This is a genomic window from Sinorhizobium fredii (genome assembly GCF_002944405.1).
In the GTDB taxonomy this organism is placed as follows: Bacteria; Pseudomonadota; Alphaproteobacteria; order Rhizobiales; family Rhizobiaceae; genus Sinorhizobium; species Sinorhizobium fredii_C.
Genome location: NZ_CP024307.1, coordinates 2,712,464 through 2,731,000 on the forward strand (window position 1 = coordinate 2,712,464; position 18,537 = coordinate 2,731,000).

16 protein-coding genes are annotated in these 18,537 nt (G+C 63.2%); 8 read left to right on the forward strand and 8 right to left on the reverse strand.

What is annotated here, in order from left to right; all coding sequences use genetic code 11:
* Positions 1-9 precede the first annotated feature (9 nt).
* The 5 genes from NXT3_RS13350 to NXT3_RS13370 all read right to left on the reverse strand — a co-directional run bounded on the left by NXT3_RS13350 (position 10) and on the right by NXT3_RS13370 (position 5,381).
* On the reverse strand, positions 10-1,926 hold the full coding sequence (locus NXT3_RS13350; protein WP_104839500.1) for an AAA family ATPase: 1,917 nt from the start codon (positions 1,924-1,926) through the stop codon (positions 10-12).
* Positions 1,927-1,929: 3 nt separating this feature from the next.
* On the reverse strand, positions 1,930-3,078 hold the full coding sequence (locus NXT3_RS13355) for a hypothetical protein (protein ID WP_037414874.1): 1,149 nt from the start codon (positions 3,076-3,078) through the stop codon (positions 1,930-1,932).
* A gap of 61 nt (positions 3,079-3,139) precedes the next feature.
* Positions 3,140-4,228: a coiled-coil domain-containing protein gene (locus tag NXT3_RS13360; protein WP_037414871.1), complete on the reverse strand. Its 1,089-nt coding sequence runs from the start codon at positions 4,226-4,228 to the stop codon at positions 3,140-3,142.
* 149 nt (positions 4,229-4,377) lie between these two features.
* Complete coding sequence (locus tag NXT3_RS13365; RefSeq protein ID WP_104839501.1) at positions 4,378-4,758, reverse strand: c-type cytochrome; 381 nt, start codon at positions 4,756-4,758, stop codon at positions 4,378-4,380.
* A 35-nt stretch (positions 4,759-4,793) separates the two neighbouring features.
* Positions 4,794-5,381, reverse strand: coding sequence for a thymidine kinase (locus NXT3_RS13370; RefSeq protein WP_037414865.1), 588 nt, complete (start codon positions 5,379-5,381; stop codon positions 4,794-4,796).
* Positions 5,382-5,675: 294 nt separating this feature from the next.
* Between NXT3_RS13370 and NXT3_RS13375 the strand changes: the two genes are divergently transcribed.
* The 7 genes from NXT3_RS13375 to ade all read left to right on the forward strand — a co-directional run bounded on the left by NXT3_RS13375 (position 5,676) and on the right by ade (position 13,291).
* Positions 5,676-6,632 carry a choline ABC transporter substrate-binding protein gene (locus NXT3_RS13375; protein ID WP_104839502.1) on the forward strand — a complete coding sequence of 319 codons (957 nt, stop codon included), beginning with the start codon at positions 5,676-5,678 and terminating at the stop codon, positions 6,630-6,632.
* A gap of 183 nt (positions 6,633-6,815) precedes the next feature.
* Positions 6,816-7,661, forward strand: coding sequence for a choline ABC transporter permease subunit (gene choW / locus NXT3_RS13380; RefSeq protein ID WP_037414860.1), 846 nt, complete (start codon positions 6,816-6,818; stop codon positions 7,659-7,661).
* Positions 7,658-8,707, forward strand: coding sequence for a choline ABC transporter ATP-binding protein (choV, locus tag NXT3_RS13385; RefSeq protein ID WP_037414858.1), 1,050 nt, complete (start codon positions 7,658-7,660; stop codon positions 8,705-8,707). Before choW ends, choV begins: the two co-directional genes overlap by 4 nt.
* A gap of 82 nt (positions 8,708-8,789) precedes the next feature.
* A complete protein-coding gene (locus NXT3_RS13390; RefSeq protein ID WP_104839503.1) occupies positions 8,790-9,533 on the forward strand; it encodes a HugZ family pyridoxamine 5'-phosphate oxidase in 744 nt (247 codons plus the stop codon).
* Positions 9,534-9,652: 119 nt separating this feature from the next.
* Positions 9,653-9,997, forward strand: coding sequence for an ArsR/SmtB family transcription factor (locus NXT3_RS13395; protein WP_037414853.1), 345 nt, complete (start codon positions 9,653-9,655; stop codon positions 9,995-9,997).
* 176 nt (positions 9,998-10,173) lie between these two features.
* Positions 10,174-11,502: an omega-aminotransferase AptA gene (locus tag NXT3_RS13400; protein ID WP_097538001.1), complete on the forward strand. Its 1,329-nt coding sequence runs from the start codon at positions 10,174-10,176 to the stop codon at positions 11,500-11,502.
* A gap of 91 nt (positions 11,503-11,593) precedes the next feature.
* Positions 11,594-13,291: an adenine deaminase gene (gene ade / locus NXT3_RS13405; protein ID WP_104839504.1), complete on the forward strand. Its 1,698-nt coding sequence runs from the start codon at positions 11,594-11,596 to the stop codon at positions 13,289-13,291.
* Between the two features lie 227 nt (positions 13,292-13,518).
* On the opposite strand, the gene NXT3_RS13410 is transcribed toward ade, so the two are convergent.
* A complete protein-coding gene (locus tag NXT3_RS13410) occupies positions 13,519-15,165 on the reverse strand; it encodes a beta-galactosidase BglA (protein ID WP_104839505.1) in 1,647 nt (548 codons plus the stop codon).
* A gap of 146 nt (positions 15,166-15,311) precedes the next feature.
* Here NXT3_RS13410 and NXT3_RS13415 point away from each other — a divergent pair, with 146 nt between their 5' ends.
* Positions 15,312-16,232, forward strand: a complete 921-nt coding sequence (locus tag NXT3_RS13415; RefSeq protein WP_104839506.1) for a sugar kinase — start codon at positions 15,312-15,314, stop codon at positions 16,230-16,232.
* Between the two features lie 158 nt (positions 16,233-16,390).
* Here NXT3_RS13415 and der read toward each other — a convergent pair whose 3' ends face one another.
* Both der and NXT3_RS13425 read right to left on the reverse strand, forming a co-directional pair.
* On the reverse strand, positions 16,391-17,815 hold the full coding sequence (gene der, locus NXT3_RS13420) for a ribosome biogenesis GTPase Der (protein WP_097537997.1): 1,425 nt from the start codon (positions 17,813-17,815) through the stop codon (positions 16,391-16,393).
* A 10-nt stretch (positions 17,816-17,825) separates the two neighbouring features.
* Positions 17,826-18,494 carry a tetratricopeptide repeat protein gene (locus NXT3_RS13425; protein WP_104839507.1) on the reverse strand — a complete coding sequence of 223 codons (669 nt, stop codon included), beginning with the start codon at positions 18,492-18,494 and terminating at the stop codon, positions 17,826-17,828.
* Positions 18,495-18,537: the final 43 nt, after the last annotated feature.

An 18,537-nucleotide genomic window follows, 5' to 3' on the forward strand; every position in this document is an offset into this window, starting at 1 on the left:
TCTCTTCTGTCATCCCTGCCATCGGCCCTCGCGCTTCATTGTCTCGATCTCGCGCATCGCCCTCTCGCGTTGCCGCTCGCGGCGGATGATTTCGGCAATGGCGGCGTCGTCCGACTTGTCGGTATAGCGGAATTCGCTATCGGCGTAGCGGTTGATCTCCTGCAACACCATGTCGATGGTGATCGGGCCGCGCAGGTCCTCGATCATCGCCTTCTTCTCGTCGTAGGGTTTGTGCATGAAGGTGCCCGCATCCTTGAACCAGTCGTCCGGCAATTCGACGTCCATCGCCCGCATTTTGATCGCGTCGGTGATGTTGCGGATCGCCCGGCCGGTGAAGCGCGGCTCCGCCTCCTTGATCATGTGCAGATAGGCGCCGACATCGGCGAGCGAGGCGATCTTGCCCTTCTCCTTCTCGTAGCGTTCCCAAACCGCCGCAAGCCCGTCCTCCTGCGGCCGGGCATGGGCCGCATAGGATTGCGAGACGGCGCGCTTGATCTCCTGGCCGGCATAGAGATCGTGCTCCCCGAGCGGAATCTTGTGGTTCTTGCCGACGAGCAGCGCGAAGATGTCGATATAGTCGGCCTCCGTCTGCGGCCCGTCGACCAGCCAACGTGCGCCGGCGCGCTGGCGCAGGGCATCGTCGACATTCTCCGGATGGTTCGAGAACATGCCGAAGGTGCAATTGCCGCGCACCACTGTCGAGGCGCCGGCGAAGCTCTCCATCAGCACCGCCGTCACTTCGTGCTGGCCGGCGGAAGCGCGATCGTCGGAGCGCTTCGCCGTCACCTGATCGACGTCGTCGATCGTGCCGAAGCCGATCGCCCGCGGGTTCATCACGTTGTTGACGAACTCCTTGCAGTTCTGGCCCGATTTGCCCTGATAGGAGGAGATCTGGTCGACGCCGAAATTCTCGTAATGGAAGGCGTAGCCGGCGACATCGCAATAGTCGTGGAGCATGCCGGCAAGCATCTGGATCAGGATCGTCTTGCCGGTACCCGGCATGCCGTCGCCGATGAAGGTGAAGAGGAAGCCGCCGAGTTCGACGAAGGGATTCATCTGCCGGTCGAAGTCGTAGGCCATCAGCATCTTGGCAAGTTTCAGCGCCTGATACTTGGCAATGTGATTGCCGATGATCTCCTCCGGCTTCTTGAAGGTCATCACCAAGGGCTTGCGCTTCTGCCCGGGCGCGACATCGAAACCGTTCAGGGTGAAGTCATCCTGGTCGAGCCGGATGTGGACATTCTCGAAGTTCTGCAGCCCGGTGAAGCGCGCCTTGCGGGCAAGCAGCCCTTCGATCGCGACGCGAGAGAAGGCGCGGGCCCGCGCCGTCAAGGCCAGATCGTCCGGCGCACCGGCAAGACTGCGATCGAGCCCGGCGACCATGCTCTTCAGTGCGTCCTGGGGCGTATCGAAGAGGAAATCCGGCTCGGCGGCATCGTCGACCGGCTCGCCCTCACCCTGCAGCGTCGCGCCGAGATAGGCGGCAAGGGTGAAGGCGGCGATATAGGCGGCGGCCGAGAGCAGCGCCTTGAAATGACTTGCGTCTTCGCCGGAAAGCGGCGTGCCCGCGTTACGCGCCTGCAATTGTTCGAGATTCGTCTGCCGCGCGAAAACATCCGAAACCGCGAGCGCCACCTGGATGCCGCGCCGGGTACGGTAAAGCGCGGCGTGCTGGGCCGGCGAAAGCAGCGGATCGGCGCCGCGCACCGCTTGGATCGTCCGGGCGAGTTCCACCTCCCGGCTGCGGCGCTGGCCTCCCGTCGATACGGTCGAGACGAAACGGCGGCCGGTGCCGGCAAGGGGTGTGCCCGCCGATGGCTCATCCCGCTCGAGAATGACGAGCTTGGTGACGAGGCTCTGCGCCACCGCCTGATGCTTGGCGATGTCGTCCTCGTGCAGCGTCGTCAGGCCCGTGTTCAGCGTCATCGATCAAACCTCGCTCACCACCTGGTTGCCGGAGATAACATGCACCTTGTAGTCACCGAACACCTGCGCCGCCTCGCCTGCCGCGTAGAGCGCCTGATAGGCGTCGTGCGGCACCAGCGCATGCTTCTCGTAGGCGCTCACGCCCATGCGCGCGGCTTCGAGATTGCCGGTGTCGATGTGAAACTCCTCCTGCGCCGGCGTCGTCGACCAGAAGCCACGCTCCGCCGGCCGCTCGGCCTTGGAGAAGACCTCCTGCACCGTCCAGGTCAAAAGCCAGGCATTCTCGGTCTTGCGCACCTTCGAGAGGATGTCGTTGATCCGCGCGTTGTTCTCCGTGATTCCAGCCGAATAGAACGGCCCGAGCACGATGCGCCGAAGCTGTTTTGGATGCAGTTCCGGAAAATCCCTGTCGAGATTGGTGGCGATCGTCACCGGCGTCAGCGAATAGGCGCTGTTCTTCGAGGCGAAATCGTCGAAACGGCTCGCCAGTTGCGGATTGAGCAGTCCGCCGACCGGCAGCGGGATCTCGATCTCCGGATTGAGCTTGCCGTCTTCGGTCACCAGCATCTCGACGATATTGTCGGAAGAATCCTCGACCGTCGCCATATAGATCATCGGCAGCGTCTGCGTGCCGTCGAAGGCGCCCCAGGCGACCACATAATAGGGCCGCATCGTCTTCGGGTTGACGGCGACCCGGATCGTCTCCGGCAGGATGAAAGGCGAGAAGATGTCGCCCTTGCCGATCTGCTCGAGATAGAGCCGTTCGGCCATGCGCGCCTGCAGCGCCTCCGGAAAGGCCTTTTGCCTGAGGATGAAATCGACCATTTCCTCGCGCAGCGCATCCGCGGAGGGAATGCTCGCCAGCCGCTTTTCCGCGCTCTGCCGGTCGTTCTCGAGCTCCAGCACGTTCTGGAAGACCGGAAAGCCGCTCTCGGCCCGCGAAATCCGGAAATGCTCTACGAATCCGATGCGATTCTCCCAGCAGGCAACCGATGCCTTCAGCCGGGCGAGATAGGGAACGATGACCTCGCCGACGACCGTGTTGCGGTAAAGCGGTGAATTGCGGTCGCCGAGAAACAGCTCGAGACCGGCCAATGCGGCCCTGATCGAGGTGAAATATTGCCTGACGGCAGGCGATACGGCGGTGTTCATGTAAACCCCTCCGGCATATGCCGAAAGGCGGTCGGAAAGCCGGTCATTGCCGCCTTGCCGATCACTGCTTCACGTAGTTTGCGGCATTGTGCTTGTCCATCACCGTCTGGAAGCGACGGGCAAAGGCGTCGTCGGCCAGTTTCTTGCGCCGCTGGATATCCTGGGTCGCGAGCATGTTCTTTTCATGCATTTCGAGAAGGTCGCCGATATGCCGCTGGGCGGCGGCGCCGATCCCGGCCATCGTTTCCTCGGCGGCGGTGTCGACCTGACTGCCGAGCGTATTGATCTTGTGAGCCACGTCCTGCTGCGCCGCGGTCTTCAGCGAATCTTCCAGCGACTTGTAGAGGACGATGCGCTGCTCCGTATCGATCGTCAGCTTGTTGATCAGCGTGTTCTGCGCGGCGATCTGATTGTTGAGCGAATCGACGAAGGTCTGGAACATCGCGGTATAGCGCTCGAGCGTCTGGCTCTCGGCGAGCAGTTCCTGTTCCTTGGCCTGTTTCTCGTTGTATTCCGTCGCCAGCCGCGAGCGCTCGGACTCGAGGTCGGTGCGGGTCGTTTGGTCCGTGGAAGCGGCGATCCGATTCTCGACGTCGAGCAGCAGAGGGTTGAGCTCCTCGATGCGCTTCTGGGTCTCCACCAGCGCAGCCATCGTGCCCTTGCGGCGCTCGATCACCTGGATGAGGCTCTGCTCGGAGGTCTTGTAGCGCTGGTCGAGGATCGCCTTCTGCTCCTTGAGGATGCCGACGATGGTGTCGGACTTGACGAGCAGTTCCTGAAGGTTTCCGGCGAGCGACATGTTGCGCACCCGGTCGGTGCGCATCCGCTGCATCGACTGCTTGGAGAACATGCCGATGAACTTCTCGTAACCCGTATAGCTTTTCATGCTCTCGAACTCGGCACCGAAGACGTTCGTTGCATCTTCGAGACCGATGATCAGATCGGCGATGTTGGCTTCCATCGCCTTCTGTTGTTTGAGGACGTCCTGAATGCGGGCGTTCTCGATGTCGAAATTGACATCGCCGAGCTTGGTGTCCGCCTTGGCGAATTGCTCTAGCACGACGCCCGACTGTTCGAGCTTGCCGCGCATCTCGTCGACGACACTGCGCGTCTTGGCGATTTCGGCGTCAAAATTCTGAAGAGTGGCCATGTCCTATCCCCTTTGTCCGTCCGGGCGGCTGTGCCCGCGGACCAATCTGCTCAGCCCTTGATTGCAGTTATATAAAGGGTGTTTAGCAGGTCAGGACAAGAGACGCCGGCGGGCTTTTTTCGCAGGTAAGGCGAGGCTGCGCGGCCCGCTCATTGGCCGGCGGTGGGATTCTTGAGATAGGCGATAAGGTCGACAATGTCCGACGGCCTCCTCAGTCCCGGAAAACTCATTCTGGTGCCGCTTACCAGAGTCCGTGGGCTCAACAGATATTCGGAGAGCGTAACCTCGTCCCACACTTTACCTTGAGTGCCGAACGCCTTCATTGCATCGGAATAGTTGTAGCCGCCGAACGAAGCGACGGGACGGCCGACAACGCCCATCAGGCTCGGTCCCACCCGGTTCGCCGGTTCAGTCGCCGTATGGCAGGCACTGCATTTCCGAAAGACCGCGGCGCCCGCCCTGGCGTCGCCATCCGCCAGGCTGGGTGTCGCGACGAAGGCGAGACAGGTGGCGAAGGCGACGGACCGCATGCTTGGAACTCCCGTTGAAGATCGGCGCGCCGCCGTCAGCCGGCGCGCATCTCGTCTTCCCAATGGCGGCGGCAGAAGGAGACGTATTTCTCATTGCCGCCGACATCGACCTGCGCCCCCTCGCGCATGACCTTACCGTTGCCGTCGAGGCGCACGACCATCGTCGCCTTGCGTCCGCAATGGCAGATCGTCCTGACCTCGCGCAACTCGTCGGCAATCGCCAGCAACGCCATAGAACCCGGAAAGAGCTTCCCCTGAAAATCCGTTCTCAAGCCATAGGCCATGACCGGAATGCCGAGGCGATCGGCGACGCGCGCGAGCTGCCACACCTGGTCCTCGCCGAGGAACTGCGCCTCGTCGACGAAGACGCAGGCGATCTGGCCGGATCCGTCGCCGTTCAGCCGCTCGACGAGTTTGAAGAGGTCGTCCTTCCCACGGAACGGGATCCCCTCCGATTGGAGCCCGATGCGCGATGCGATGCGCCCCGTGCCTGCCCGATCGTCGAAGGCGGCGATCAGCATCACGACGCGCATGCCGCGCTCCTGATAGTTGTAGGCGGCCTGCAGGAGCAGCGTGCTCTTGCCCGCATTCATCGTCGCGTAGCTGAAATAGAGTTTGGCCATGACCAGGGTTCCCAGACGTCGTCTCCGCTACATGACCTTGCAAAGAGCTGATGACCAGAGCGCGTCGGCGCGACCCACAGATTTTCGCCGTCGGCGGAAATTGGTGCACCCGCGCCGCTCGTGAGCCTATCAATGTTTGTGGAGCGCCATTTCGCAGGCATTGCGACATTCAGCGTCGTTTTGTGCATCCCCTCAATGGAATGAGACAATACACTTCCCTCGACGCCAAGGCCTTGAATTCGGGGCGCATTGGTGTTTGGCTAAAAAAAGAACACAGGCAGGGGAACGACAACGATGACAAGGACATTCTCGCTCAAATTCATGCTGGCAGGTGCCATCTGCATAGCGGCCTTGACCGCCGGCAATGCGGCCGCGGCCGAGGCGGAAAGCTGCGGCACCGTCCGCTTCTCCGACGTCGGCTGGACGGACATCACCGCCACGACGGCGACGGCAACCACCATCCTTGAGGCGCTCGGCTACGAGACTGACGTCAAGGTGCTTTCGGTCCCCGTTACCTACACGTCGCTGAAGAACAAGGATATCGATGTCTTCCTCGGCAACTGGATGCCGACCATGGAAGCCGACATCAAACCCTATCGCGACGACAAATCGGTCGAAACCGTCCGCCAAAATCTCGAAGGCGCCAAATACACGCTGGCGACCAACGCCAAGGGTGCTGAGCTCGGCATCAAGGACTTCAAGGACATCGCCGCCCACAAGGATGCGCTCGAGGGCAAGATCTACGGCATCGAGCCTGGCAATGACGGCAACCGCCTGATCATCGACATGGTCGAGAAGGGAACGTTCGATCTCAAGGGCTTCGAGGTCGTCGAATCCTCCGAACAGGGCATGCTGGCGCAGGTGGCGCGCGCCGAGAAGGACGGCGAGCCGATCGTCTTCCTCGGCTGGGAGCCGCATCCAATGAACGCCAACTTCAAGCTTACCTACCTCTCGGGCGGTGACGACATCTTCGGCCCGAACTTCGGCGGCGCCACGGTGCACACCAATGTGCGCGCCGGCTATACGACCGAATGCCCGAATGTCGGCGCCTTGCTCAAGAACCTGAACTTCTCGCTTGAGATGGAAAACGAGATCATGGGCAAGATCCTGAACGACGGCGAAGATCCGGAGAAGGCCGCTGCCGCCTGGCTGAAGGACAACCCCTCTGCCATCGAGCCCTGGCTTGCCGGCGTGACCACCAAGGATGGTGGCGACGGACTGGCTGCGGTGAAGTCCGAACTCGGCCTCTGATTGCGTGGCGCCGCGCGGCCGCCCGTCGCGCAAAGGTCGCTGCAGCACTCAAAAATTGCTGCATGCCTCTGTCCTCAAATCGGCTGTGATTGAAGGAAACCATGCAGTCGGGCGGGAACCTCCCCGCCCTTCCACCGCTTCATGCGATCCAGTGTTTGACCCTGACAAGAGGGATCCAGTTTCGTGGAATTTCTAACTGATAATCGCATCCCGATCGGCGGCTGGGCCAAGGCTTTCGTCGACTGGCTGACGACGAATTTCGAACTGTTCTTCGACCAGCTCGCAAATCTGCTTTCAGGCATCATCGCCGTCCTGCTCTACATCCTCCAGACACCGCACCCGCTCATCGTCATCGCGGTCGTGACCGCCCTGGCCTGGTGGTTTCGCCGCTCGGTCGGCATCGCCGCATTCACCTGTCTTGGGCTGCTCCTGATCGTCAACCAGGGCTACTGGCAGGAAACCACGGAGACGCTGGCGCTGGTGCTCGCGGCCAGCTTCGTCAGCATGGCCGTCGGCGTGCCCCTTGGCATCGTCGCTGCGCGGCGTGCCTGGGTCTACTCGATCATGCGGCCGATTCTCGACCTGATGCAGACGATCCCGACCTTCGTCTATCTCATTCCGGCGCTGATCCTGTTCGGTCTCGGCATGGTGCCCGGGCTGATCGCCACGGTCATTTTCGCCATTCCCGCGCCGATCCGCCTGACGCGCCTTGGCATCATCTCGACGCCGCCGTCACTGGTCGAGGCCGCCGAGTCCTTCGGCGCCACGCCATGGCAGGTGCTGCGCAAGGTCGAGATTCCCTTCGCCATGCCGCAGATCATGGCCGGGCTGACGCAGACGATCATGCTGTCGCTGTCGATGGTGGTCATTGCCGCGCTCGTCGGTGCCGACGGCCTCGGCGTGCCGGTCCTTCGGGCGCTGAACACGGTCAATATCGCCAGGGGCTTCGAGTCTGGTCTCTGTATCGTCATCCTGGCGATCGTCCTCGACCGTCTTTTCCGCTCGTCCGATGAAGGAGAAGGCGCATGACCGAAGCCGTCGTTTTCAAGAATGTCGACATCATCTTCGGCAAGAACCCCCAGCCTGCCCTTCAGATGGTCGATCAGGGCAAGACGCGCGACGAGATCGGCGCTGCCACCGGCCTCGTGCTCGGCGTGGCCGGCGCCTCGCTGGCAATCCACGAAGGCGAGATCCTCGTGCTAATGGGCCTGTCCGGCTCCGGCAAGTCGACGCTGCTGAGAGCCGTCAACGGCCTTGCCCCGGTCGTTCGCGGCGAGGTCGAGGTCAAGACTTCGAGCGCACCGCTGAACCCCTATCGTTGCAACGCCAAGGCCTTGCGCGATTTCCGCATGCACACGGTGTCGATGGTGTTCCAGCAGTTCGCCCTGCTTCCCTGGCGCACGGTGGCCGACAATGTCGGCTTCGGCCTCGAACTGGCCGGCGTCGGCGATGCGGAGCGAAAGAAGCGCGTCGGCGAACAGCTCGAACTCGTCAATCTGACCAAGTGGGCAGACCGCAAGGTCAACGAGCTTTCGGGCGGCATGCAGCAGCGCGTCGGTCTTGCGCGGGCCTTCGCCACCGGCGCTCCCATCCTGCTGATGGACGAGCCTTTCTCGGCGCTCGACCCGCTGATCCGCACGCGCCTGCAGGACGAACTGCTAGAGTTCCAGCGGCGGCTGAAGAAGACGATCATCTTCGTCAGCCACGATCTCGACGAGGCCTTTCGCATCGGCAACCGCATCGCCATCATGGAAGGCGGGCGGATCATCCAGTGCGGTACGCCGCAGGAGATCGTCAAGAATCCCGCCAACCAATACGTGGCCGACTTCGTCCAGCACATGAACCCGATCACCATGCTGACGGCAAAGGACGTGATGCAGTCCGGCGTCGGGCGGACCGCTGCCACGACCGGCGTGACGGCGACCGCCAAGCCGACGACGCCGCTCGTCGACATCCTCGACGCCATGTCCCGCCAGCCGGGCAGCATCGGCGTCGTCGATAACGGCGCTGTGGTCGGGACCATCGACGCCCAAAACATCGTCGAAGGCCTGACGCGTCACCGCAGCAAAGATTGACGCCACGAAGCGCGGGGTTCAAAAGAAGCCTGGAGCAGCCGCTCCGGGCTTTTTTGTTTTGACTGACCCGAGGAAGCGCGTCATGAGCGACAAACCGAACGTCTTGAGAGAGACCGACGACGAGGCGCGCAGGCTTGCCCGGGCGTTGCTCCGGTCCGCGCGCAGCGGCGCGCTGGCTGTGCTCGAACCCGACGGCAGCGGCTTTCCCTTCGTCAGCCGCGCCTTGATCGGCATCGATATCGACGGCGCGCCGGTCATTCTCGTCTCACGGCTTTCGACCCATACCCAGGCGCTCCTTGCCGACCGACGCGCCTCGCTGCTGACCGGCGAGCCGGGCAAGGGCGACCCCCTCGCCCATCCCCGCCTCACCCTGCAGTGCGAGGCCGAAGAGGTTGCGCGCGACAGCGCCGCGCATGGCCGCATCCGGGAGCGTTTTCTGCGGCGCCATCCCAAGGCCCGGCTCTATGTCGATTTTCCCGATTTCGGCTTTTTCCGCCTGGCGCCGCTGCGCGCCAGCCTCAATGGCGGTTTCGGCCGCGCCTATGTGCTGACCGACAAGGATCTCGTCATCGCTTCGCCTGCGGCCGCCGCGCTCGCCGAGATGGAGAGCAGCGCCATCGAGCATATGAATTCCGATCACCAGGACGCGGTGAAGCATTATGCGACCGTTCATTGCCGCGCCGGCGATGGCGACTGGAAGATTGCCGGAATCGACTCGGCTGGCCTCGACCTTTCCGACGGGGAGAGACTGCAGCGCCTGGAATTCGACGCCGTTCTCGAGGACACGGCCCAGTTGCGGCCGATTTTGAAAAAACTTAACGGTTAATCGGCACTTAGCTACCCCCAATTCTTGCAGTGGGTGGTTGCCCTTTTATGCATCACGTCTAATTATCGTGCTTCGTAAAACATAACTACGTGTGATGTAATTCTCGCATGGAGCACGCAATGCAGCCTCTTTCGCCTGAAAAACATGAGGAAGCGGAAATAGCAGCCGGTTTCCTCTCGGCCATGGCAAATCCAAAACGCCTGCTCATTCTCGACTCGCTGGTCAAGGAAGAAATGGCGGTAGGCGCATTGGCCAACAAGGTCGGGCTGAGCCAGTCGGCTCTTTCCCAGCACCTCTCGAAGTTGCGTGCCCAGAATCTGGTTAGCACCCGTCGTGACGCCCAGACGATCTATTATTCGAGTTCGTCCGAGGCGGTCATGAGGATTTTGGGCGCACTCACGGAGATTTACGGAGCCCCCACGAGCGTCGTCATAGAAAAGCCCTTCGTGCGCAAGTCGGCGTAACTCCCAAGACGCCGACAAGAGCTGCAAGGCCAAAGCCCCGACGAGCAATCGCGGGGCTTATTTCTTGCGCGCCGGCAGGCTTGACGCTCACAGGGGCACTGATAATTTGACCAACAGGTAAAAGAATTCGGACCCCAGCCGACTTTTCGCGCTGGACGCCCCCGAGGAGAACAGACATGTCGAACCGCCTGAACACCACCCCGAACGATCTCCGCGCCTTTTGGATGCCCTTCACCGCCAATCGGCAGTTCAAGAAGGAGCCGCGGCTCTTCGTCGGCGCCAAGGACATGTACTACACCACCCATGACGGGCGGACCGTGCTCGATGGCACGGCCGGTCTCTGGTGCGTCAATGCCGGTCACTGTCGGCCGAAGATCACCGAGGCGATCCGCGAACAGGCGGGCGAACTCGATTATGCGCCGGCCTTTCAGCTCGGCCATCCGAAGGCCTTCGAGCTCGCCAACCGGCTTGTCGACATCGCACCGGAAGGTCTGAACCACGTCCTCTACACCAATTCCGGTTCGGAATCGGTCGACACCGCGCTGAAAGTCGCGCTCGCCTATCACCGCGCCAAGGGCAACGGCTCGCGCTTCCGCCTCATCGGCCGCGAGCGCGGCTATCACGGCGTCAATTTCGGCGGCATTTCGGTCGGCGGCATCGTTGCCAATCGCAAGATGTTCGGCACGCTGCTGACGGGCGTCGATCATTTGCCGCATACGCACCTGCCGGGGAAGAACGCCTTTGCCCGCGGCGAGCCCGAGCACGGCGCCGATCTTGCGAGCGAACTGGAACGGATCGTCACGCTCCACGACGCCTCGACGGTCGCCGCGGTCATCGTCGAGCCGGTCGCCGGCTCCACCGGCGTGCTCATCCCGCCGAAGGGCTACCTCCAGAAGCTGCGCGAGATCTGCACCAAGCACGGCATCCTGCTGATCTTCGACGAGGTCATCACCGGCTATGGCCGTCTGGGCACGCCTTTTGCCGCGCAATATTTCGACGTCAAGCCGGATATCATCACCACCGCCAAGGGCCTGACTAACGGCGTGATCCCGATGGGCGCAGTGTTCGTCACCTCGGAAATCCACGACGCCTTCATGACCGGCCCGGAGCATCTGATCGAGTTCTTCCACGGCTACACCTATTCCGGCAACCCGATCGCGTCTGCCGCGGCACTCGGAACGCTCGACACCTACAAGGAAGAGGGTCTGTTGACGCGCGCCGCCGATCTCGCGCCCTACTGGGAGGAGGCGCTGCATTCGCTGAAGGACTGCCCGCATGTGATCGACATCCGCAATATCGGCCTGATCGGCGCGGTCGAGCTCGAGCCGATCGCCGGCGAGCCGACGAAGCGCGCCTTCTCCGCCTTCCTAAAGGCCTACGAGAAAGGCCTGTTGATCCGCACGACCGGCGACATCATCGCGCTGTCGCCGCCGCTGATCATCGAAAAGCAGCAGATCGACGAACTCTTCGACAAGCTGCGCGACGTCTTGAAGAACAATATCTGAGACATCTCCGCGTTATTTGCGAAGCCCTTTCCCCGCCTCAGGGGAGAGGGGTATTGTCATCGGCAAAGCAGCAAAGGGGCGAGGTGCAGGCATGTCCGAGGCGCTGGAACGGTTCATCGATCAGGGCGTCGGCCGCAAGCCGGCCGACATCGTGCTCAAGGGCGGGCGCTTCTTCGATCTCGCCACCGGCGAACTCGTCGCTTCCGACATTGCCATCTCCGGCGACCGGATCGTCGGAACCTGCGGCGACTACGAGGGCTGCGAGGAAATCGACATCTCCGGTCGCATCATCGTCCCGGGCTTCATCGACACGCATCTGCACATCGAGTCCTCGCTGGTCACCCCGCACGAATTCGACCGTTGCGTCCTGCCGCTCGGCGTCACCACGGCGATCTGCGACCCGCACGAGATCGCCAACGTGCTCGGCACCGAGGGCATCCAGTTCTTCCTGGACTCGGCGATGGAAACGATCATGGACATCCGCGTCCAGCTTTCGTCCTGCGTGCCGGCAACGCATCTGGAGACGGCCGGTGCCGATCTGCCGATCGAGCGGCTCACGCCCTTCCGCCATCACCCCAAGGTGATCGGCCTTGCCGAGTTCATGAATTTCCCCGGCGTCATCCACAAGGACCCGGTCTGCCTCGCCAAGCTCGCGGCCTTCCAGGGCGGCCACATCGACGGCCATGCGCCGCTGTTGCGCGGCAAAGAACTGAATGGTTACCTCGCAACCGGAATCCGCACCGACCACGAGTGCACGAGCGCCGAGGAAGCGCTCGAAAAGATCCGCAAGGGCATGCATATCCTCGTTCGCGAAGGCTCGGTGTCGAAAGACCTGCATGCCCTGATGCCGATCATCACCGAACGGCTGTCGCCCTATCTGGCGCTCTGCACCGACGATCGCAATCCGCTCGACATCGCCGAGCAGGGCCATCTCGACCACATGATCCGCACGGCGATCGCGGCGGGCGTCGAGCCGCTGGCGGTCTATCGCGCCGCCTCGATCTCGGCGGCGCGTGCCTTCGGTCTCAGCGACCGCGGCCTGGTAGCGCCCGGCTGGCGGGCCGATCTCGTGGTCGTCGACAGCCTGGAGACCTGCAGGGCCGAGATGGTCTTCTCCGCCGGGAAACGCGTGACCGGCGCGCTCTTTGCCCGCCGCAAGCCGGTCGAGCCGGTGGGGCTCGACAGCGTCAAGGCGCGAGAGGTCAAGGCGGCGGATTTCGCCATGCCCTACAGCGAGGGCGAGACCTCGGTGATCGGCGTGCTGCCGGGAAAGATCATCACCGAGCATCGACGCTTTCGGCTGCCGGCCGAGGGCAACCAGACAGGGCCCGATCTCGGCCGCGACATCATCAAGGTCGCCGTCATCGAGCGCCACGGCATCAACGGCAACCATGCCAACGGCTTCGTTCAGGGCTTCGGCCTGAAGAAGGGCGCGATCGCCTCCACCGTCGGCCATGACAGCCACAATATCTGCGTCGTCGGCGTCGGAGACGAAGACATGGCACTTGCCGCCAATCGCCTCGCCGAGATCAGGGGCGGTTTCGTCGTCGTCGAAGACGGCCGGGTGACCGGCGAGATCGCCTTGCCGATTGCCGGACTGATGAGCCTCGAGCCCTATGAGCGGGTGCGCGACATCCTCCACCACCTGCGCCAGGCCGCCTTCGCGCTTGGCGCGACGCTGGAGGAGCCTTTCCTGCAACTCGCCTTCCTGCCGCTGCCGGTGATACCGCACCTCAAGATTTCGGACCGCGGGCTGGTGGATGTGGACAAGTTTGCGCTGATTGGCTGAGACTACTGACACGATGACCTGCTGACGGAATGCCGCCCTCTCCACACTTGTCATCCTCGGGCTTGACCCGAGGATCCATTCACAAGGCCGCCCGTGGCACATTGACCACGACGCGATCTCGAATTCACGCAAACTGACCGGCGACGCTCGATAGTTTCGGTGATGTCTGTGCGTGGGATCCTCGGGTCAAGCCCGAGGATGACGGAGGGTAACGAACGCGTCTCCGCTCACCCCAGCCTGCCGCAGAAGACGTCGTAACCGGCAAGCGCGATCGCGTTCTCAGCTAACTCGGGCGCAAATCCCGGCATTGGCAGCACTTCAGCGACATCCATGTCGACGGCGAGCTGAACCGTTTGCGGCTCGCCCGTCAGGTTGAAGACCAAAAGCAACCTCTCGCCGTTCTTCTCCCTGGTGAAGGCCAGCACATCCTGGTTGGTCGCAAGGAACGCCATGTCGCCGTCTAGGAGGGGCGCGTGGGCGCGACGGAAAGCGAGCGTAGTGCGATAATGTTCGAGCACCGACCCCGCGACGCCCTCCTGTGCATCCACCGCCAAGGCGCGCTGTTCCTCGCGCACCGGCAGCCAGGGAAAACCGGCGGAAAAGCCGGCATTCGCCTCATCCCTTTCCCAGACCATCGGCGTCCGGCAGCCGTCGCGACCCTTGAAGGCCGGCCAGAAGCGGATGCCATAGGGGTCGCGCAATTCCTCGTAAGTGAGTTCCGCCTCCGGCAGGCCCAGTTCTTCGCCCTGGTAGAGGCAGATCGAGCCGCGCAGGCTGGCAAGCAGCGCAATAGCGAGCTTCGCCACCCGTTCGCGGTCCGCCTCGCGGAGCACAAAGCGGCTGACATGACGCATGACGTCGTGGTTGGAGAAGGCCCAGCAGACCCAGCCATCGGTGACGATCGCCTGGAAATTCTCGACGCAGCGCCGGATATGGCGGGCCGAGAGTTCCGGGCCGAGCAGGTCGAAGGTGTAGCACATGTGCAGCTTGTCGCCACCGCTCGTATAGGCGGCAACCGTCTTCAGCGACCGGGCGCCATCGCCGACCTCGCCCACCGTCGTGCGGCCGCCATATCTGTCGAGCAAGGCCCGCAGCCGCTGCAGGAAGGCGATATTCTCCGGCTGGGTCTTGTCGTAGAGATGATCCTGCATGCCGTAGGGATTGACCTCCGGCGCGTCGCTGCTCGTCGCATCGGGATCCGGAACGAGCGGCGGGTTGTCCCGCAAATGCCGGTCATGGAAGTAATAATTGACCGTGTCGAGCCGGAAGCCGTCAACGCCGCGGTCCAGCCAGAAGCGCACCGTATCGAGCAGCGCCTCCTGGACCTCGGGATGATGGAAATTGAGGTCCGGCTGCGACGTCAGGAAGTTGTGCATGTAGTATTGCCTGCGCACCCCGTCCCATTCCCAGGCCGGGCCGCCGAAGATCGAAAGCCAATTGTTCGGCGCCGTGCCGTCCGGCTTCGGATCGGCCCAGACGAACCAGTCCGCCTTGGCATTGCTACGGCTCGAGCGGCTCTCGACGAACCAGGGATGCCGGTCGGACGTGTGCGAGATCACCTGGTCGATGATCACTTTCAGTCCCAGCCGGTGCGCCTCCGCCATCATGGCGTCGAAATCGGCAAGCGAGCCGAACATCGGGTCGACGTCGCAATAGTCCGAGACGTCGTAGCCCATGTCCGCCTGCGGCGACCTGAAGAAGGGCGACAGCCAGATGGCGTCGACGCCGAGCGAGGCGATATGAGAAAGCCGCCGGGTCACGCCGCGAAGATCACCGATGCCGTCGCCATCCGTGTCCTGGAAGGAACGCGGATAGACCTGATAGACCACCGCGCCGCGCCACCAATCGTCGCCAGACCTCGTTCCGACCGCCATCCGCACACCCCGCTGTTCCTGCTGCTGCACGAAAGATGTATCGCCGCGATTTCACCGAGTAAACGGCGCGCGCAACATTCGCTTGCTGCGAAGCCGACAGATCGCTAACCCATTGGCGGCGACATCGATGGCGGGAGGAAGAGCGGATGGCGGGCAGCATGCTTTCAATCGGCGAATGCATGGTCGAACTGATGCAGGCGGAAGGCGGCATGCTGCGCAAGGGCTATGCGGGCGACACCTTCAACACCGCCTATTACGCGCGTCTGTTCGCACCGGCCGGATGGACCGTCGAGTATCTGACCGCCGTCGGCACCGATGTCGTCTCTGACGAGATGCTGTCATTCATCGAGGGGACCAGGGTCGGCACGGCGCATATCGCCCGGATCGAGGGCCGCATGCCGGGCCTCTACATGATCCATCTGAAGGAGGGGGAGCGCAGCTTCTCCTACTGGCGCTCAACTTCCGCCGCGAAGCTGCTTGCCGACGACCCGGATCGGCTGCGAAAGGCGATCGGCTCGGCGGACGTGGTCTTCTTCTCCGGGATCACGCTTGCAATCCTTGCTGCCGATGCGGTCGAAACCTTGCTGTCGGAACTGCGGCGGGCGAAGGCGACCGGCAAGCGCGTGGTGTTCGATCCGAATATCCGCCCACGCCTCTGGGACGACGTGGCACGGATGCGCGTAACCATCGAGGCGGGCGCGCGGGCGGCGACGCTGCTGCTGCCGAGTTTCGACGACGAGGCAACGCATTTCGGCGATGCATCCGTCGGCAGCACGATCGAACGATACCGTGCGCTCGGCGTCGCCGACATCGCCGTCAAGGACGGCGCCAACGGCGTCACCCTGCAGTTCGGCGAGGGAGCGCGCCAGCACATCCCGGCAGCACCCGTTGCCCGCATCGTCGACACCACCAGCGCCGGGGACAGTTTCAACGGTTCCTTCCTCGCGCACCTCGCCGCCGGCGACACCCCGGCAGATGCCGCCGCCTTCGCCGCACGCATAGCCGCAGCGGTGATCGGCCATCACGGGGCGCTGGTGGAGCGGGAGAAGTTGCCGACTGTTTGGTAGGTGGCTTTTCACCGATCGACGGGATGTCACCGAGCCTTTCTACCGATGAGCCAAATAACCTTTGGATGGACTCCCGCGCCGCAGACGCGGCGCTGCTGGATTCCTGTGACAAGCACAGGAATGAGGCCTTGATTGTAGAGCGGCGATGCTTCCTTCAATCACCGCCTCTTGCGAGCCTTCGATTCGTAAGGATTATCCGCAGCCCGGAAATGGACGCGGATCGGCACGCCCGGCATGTCGAAATCGTTGCGCAGGCCGTTGATCAGATAGCGGACATAGGATTCCGGCACCGCTTCCGGGCGCGTGCAGGAGATCATGAAGCCCGGCGGGCGGGCCTTCACCTGGGTCATGTATTTGAGCTTCAGGCGACGGCCGGAGACGGCCGGCGGCGGGTGCTGCACCTGCTGCGATTCCAGCCAACGGTTGAGGCGCGCCGTCGAGATGCGCCGGTTCCAGACCTTGTCCGTCTCGATGATCGCCTGCATCAGCCTGTCGAGACCGTAGCCCGTATGGCCGGAGATCGGCACGGCGCGGATGCCGCGGGCCTGCGGCAGCAGCCGTTCGGTCTTTTCGCGCAGATCTGCAAGCACCGCCTGCCAGTTCTCGACCAGGTCCCATTTGTTGAAGGCGAGCACGGCCGCACGCCCCTCGCGCAGCACCAGATCGACGATCTGCAGGTCCTGCTTCTCGAAGGGAATGGTAGCGTCGAAGACGATGACGACCGTCTCGGCAAAACGGATGGCGCGCAGCGCATCGGCGACCGAAAGCTTCTCGAGCTTTTCCTGGACCTTCGCCTTGCGGCGCATGCCGGCCGTGTCGAACATCTTGATCGTGCGGCCGCGCCAGTCCCATTCGACCGAGATGGAATCGCGGGTGATGCCGGCCTCGGGGCCGGTCAGCAGCCGGTCTTCGCCGAGAAAGCGGTTGATCAGTGTCGACTTGCCGGCATTCGGCCGGCCGACGATCGCGACTCGCAGGGGCTTGGTTTCGTCATAGGCGGGCTCCGCCTCTTCGTCCTCGCCTGCCCCCGTCGGGCGAATATCGACATCGGTCTCGGCGACGTCCTCCGCCGGCGGGAAGACCCTATCCTCACCGAGGGCGGCGACGATCGCGTCCCGCAGGTCGAGCATGCCCTGGCCGTGCTCGGCCGAGATTGGGCACGGTTCGCCGAGGCCGAGCGTGAAGGCGTCGTAGAAGCCGCCGTCGGATCCGCGTGCCTCCGACTTGTTGGCGACGACGATGACCGGCTTGCCGCGCCGGCGCAGCATCTCGGCAAGCGTTTCATCGGCCGGCGTCAGGCCGGCCTTGGCGTCGATGACGAACAGCGACAGATCCGCCTCGTCGATCGCCTGTTCGGTTTGCGCCCACATCCGCCCCTGCAGGCTGTCGGGCGCCGATTGCTCGAGACCGGCCGTATCGATAATGCGGAATTTCAGGTCGACGAGTTTTGCGTCGCCGGGTCGCCGGTCGCGTGTGACCCCGGGCGTGTCGTCGACGAGCGCCAGCTTCTTGCCGACCAGACGGTTGAACAAGGTCGACTTGCCGACATTGGGGCGCCCGACGATGGCGACGGTGAAACTCATATCAGAAGCCTCAAGCTTTGCCGCTCGCCGCAATCACGTCGAGCAGCATCTGCGCCCGGTTGACGACGCCGCGCGGGCTTTCGGTATCGTCGGCGATCTGCTGGAACCAGCCCTTCGCCTTGGCGTAATCGCCCGCCTTGTAGGCCGCAAGGCCGAGCGCCTCGCGCGCCGAATGGCGCATGGCGTTCTGCGGCACCGCCAGCTGTTCGACCTGGGCCGAGACCTGATCATAGGTGCCGGCATCGATGAGCAGGTAGGCGGCGCGCAGCCGCGCCGCATCGCGGAGAGCCGCGGGAATGCGGGTGTCCTTGCCGATCTCGGAGAACGCCGCAACGGCCGCATCGGTTTCGCCCTTCTGGGCCTGCAGCGTCGCCGCGCGCAATCGTGCGAGAACCGGATAGGAGCCGTAGCCCTCCTGCTCCAGCTTGGTGAGGGCGGCAAGCGCCTCCTCCGACTTGTTTTCTTTGGCAAGATCAAGCGCTACGAGGAAGGCGTCTCCCGATTGCGACGAGGAACTCTCCTGCCAATAGTCGTAGCCGACCTTGCCGACGGTGCCGAGGACGATGAGTGCCGCGATCCCGATGATGATGCCGCCGAAGCGCGTCCAGATGGCTTTCATCTGATCCGAGCGGAGTTCTTCGTTCACCTCGCGGATAAAGCTGTCGTCCTGGTTTGCCATCTGTTGCCCCGGCCTTCCTGCACGCTGGCGCGTAGTCCCGACA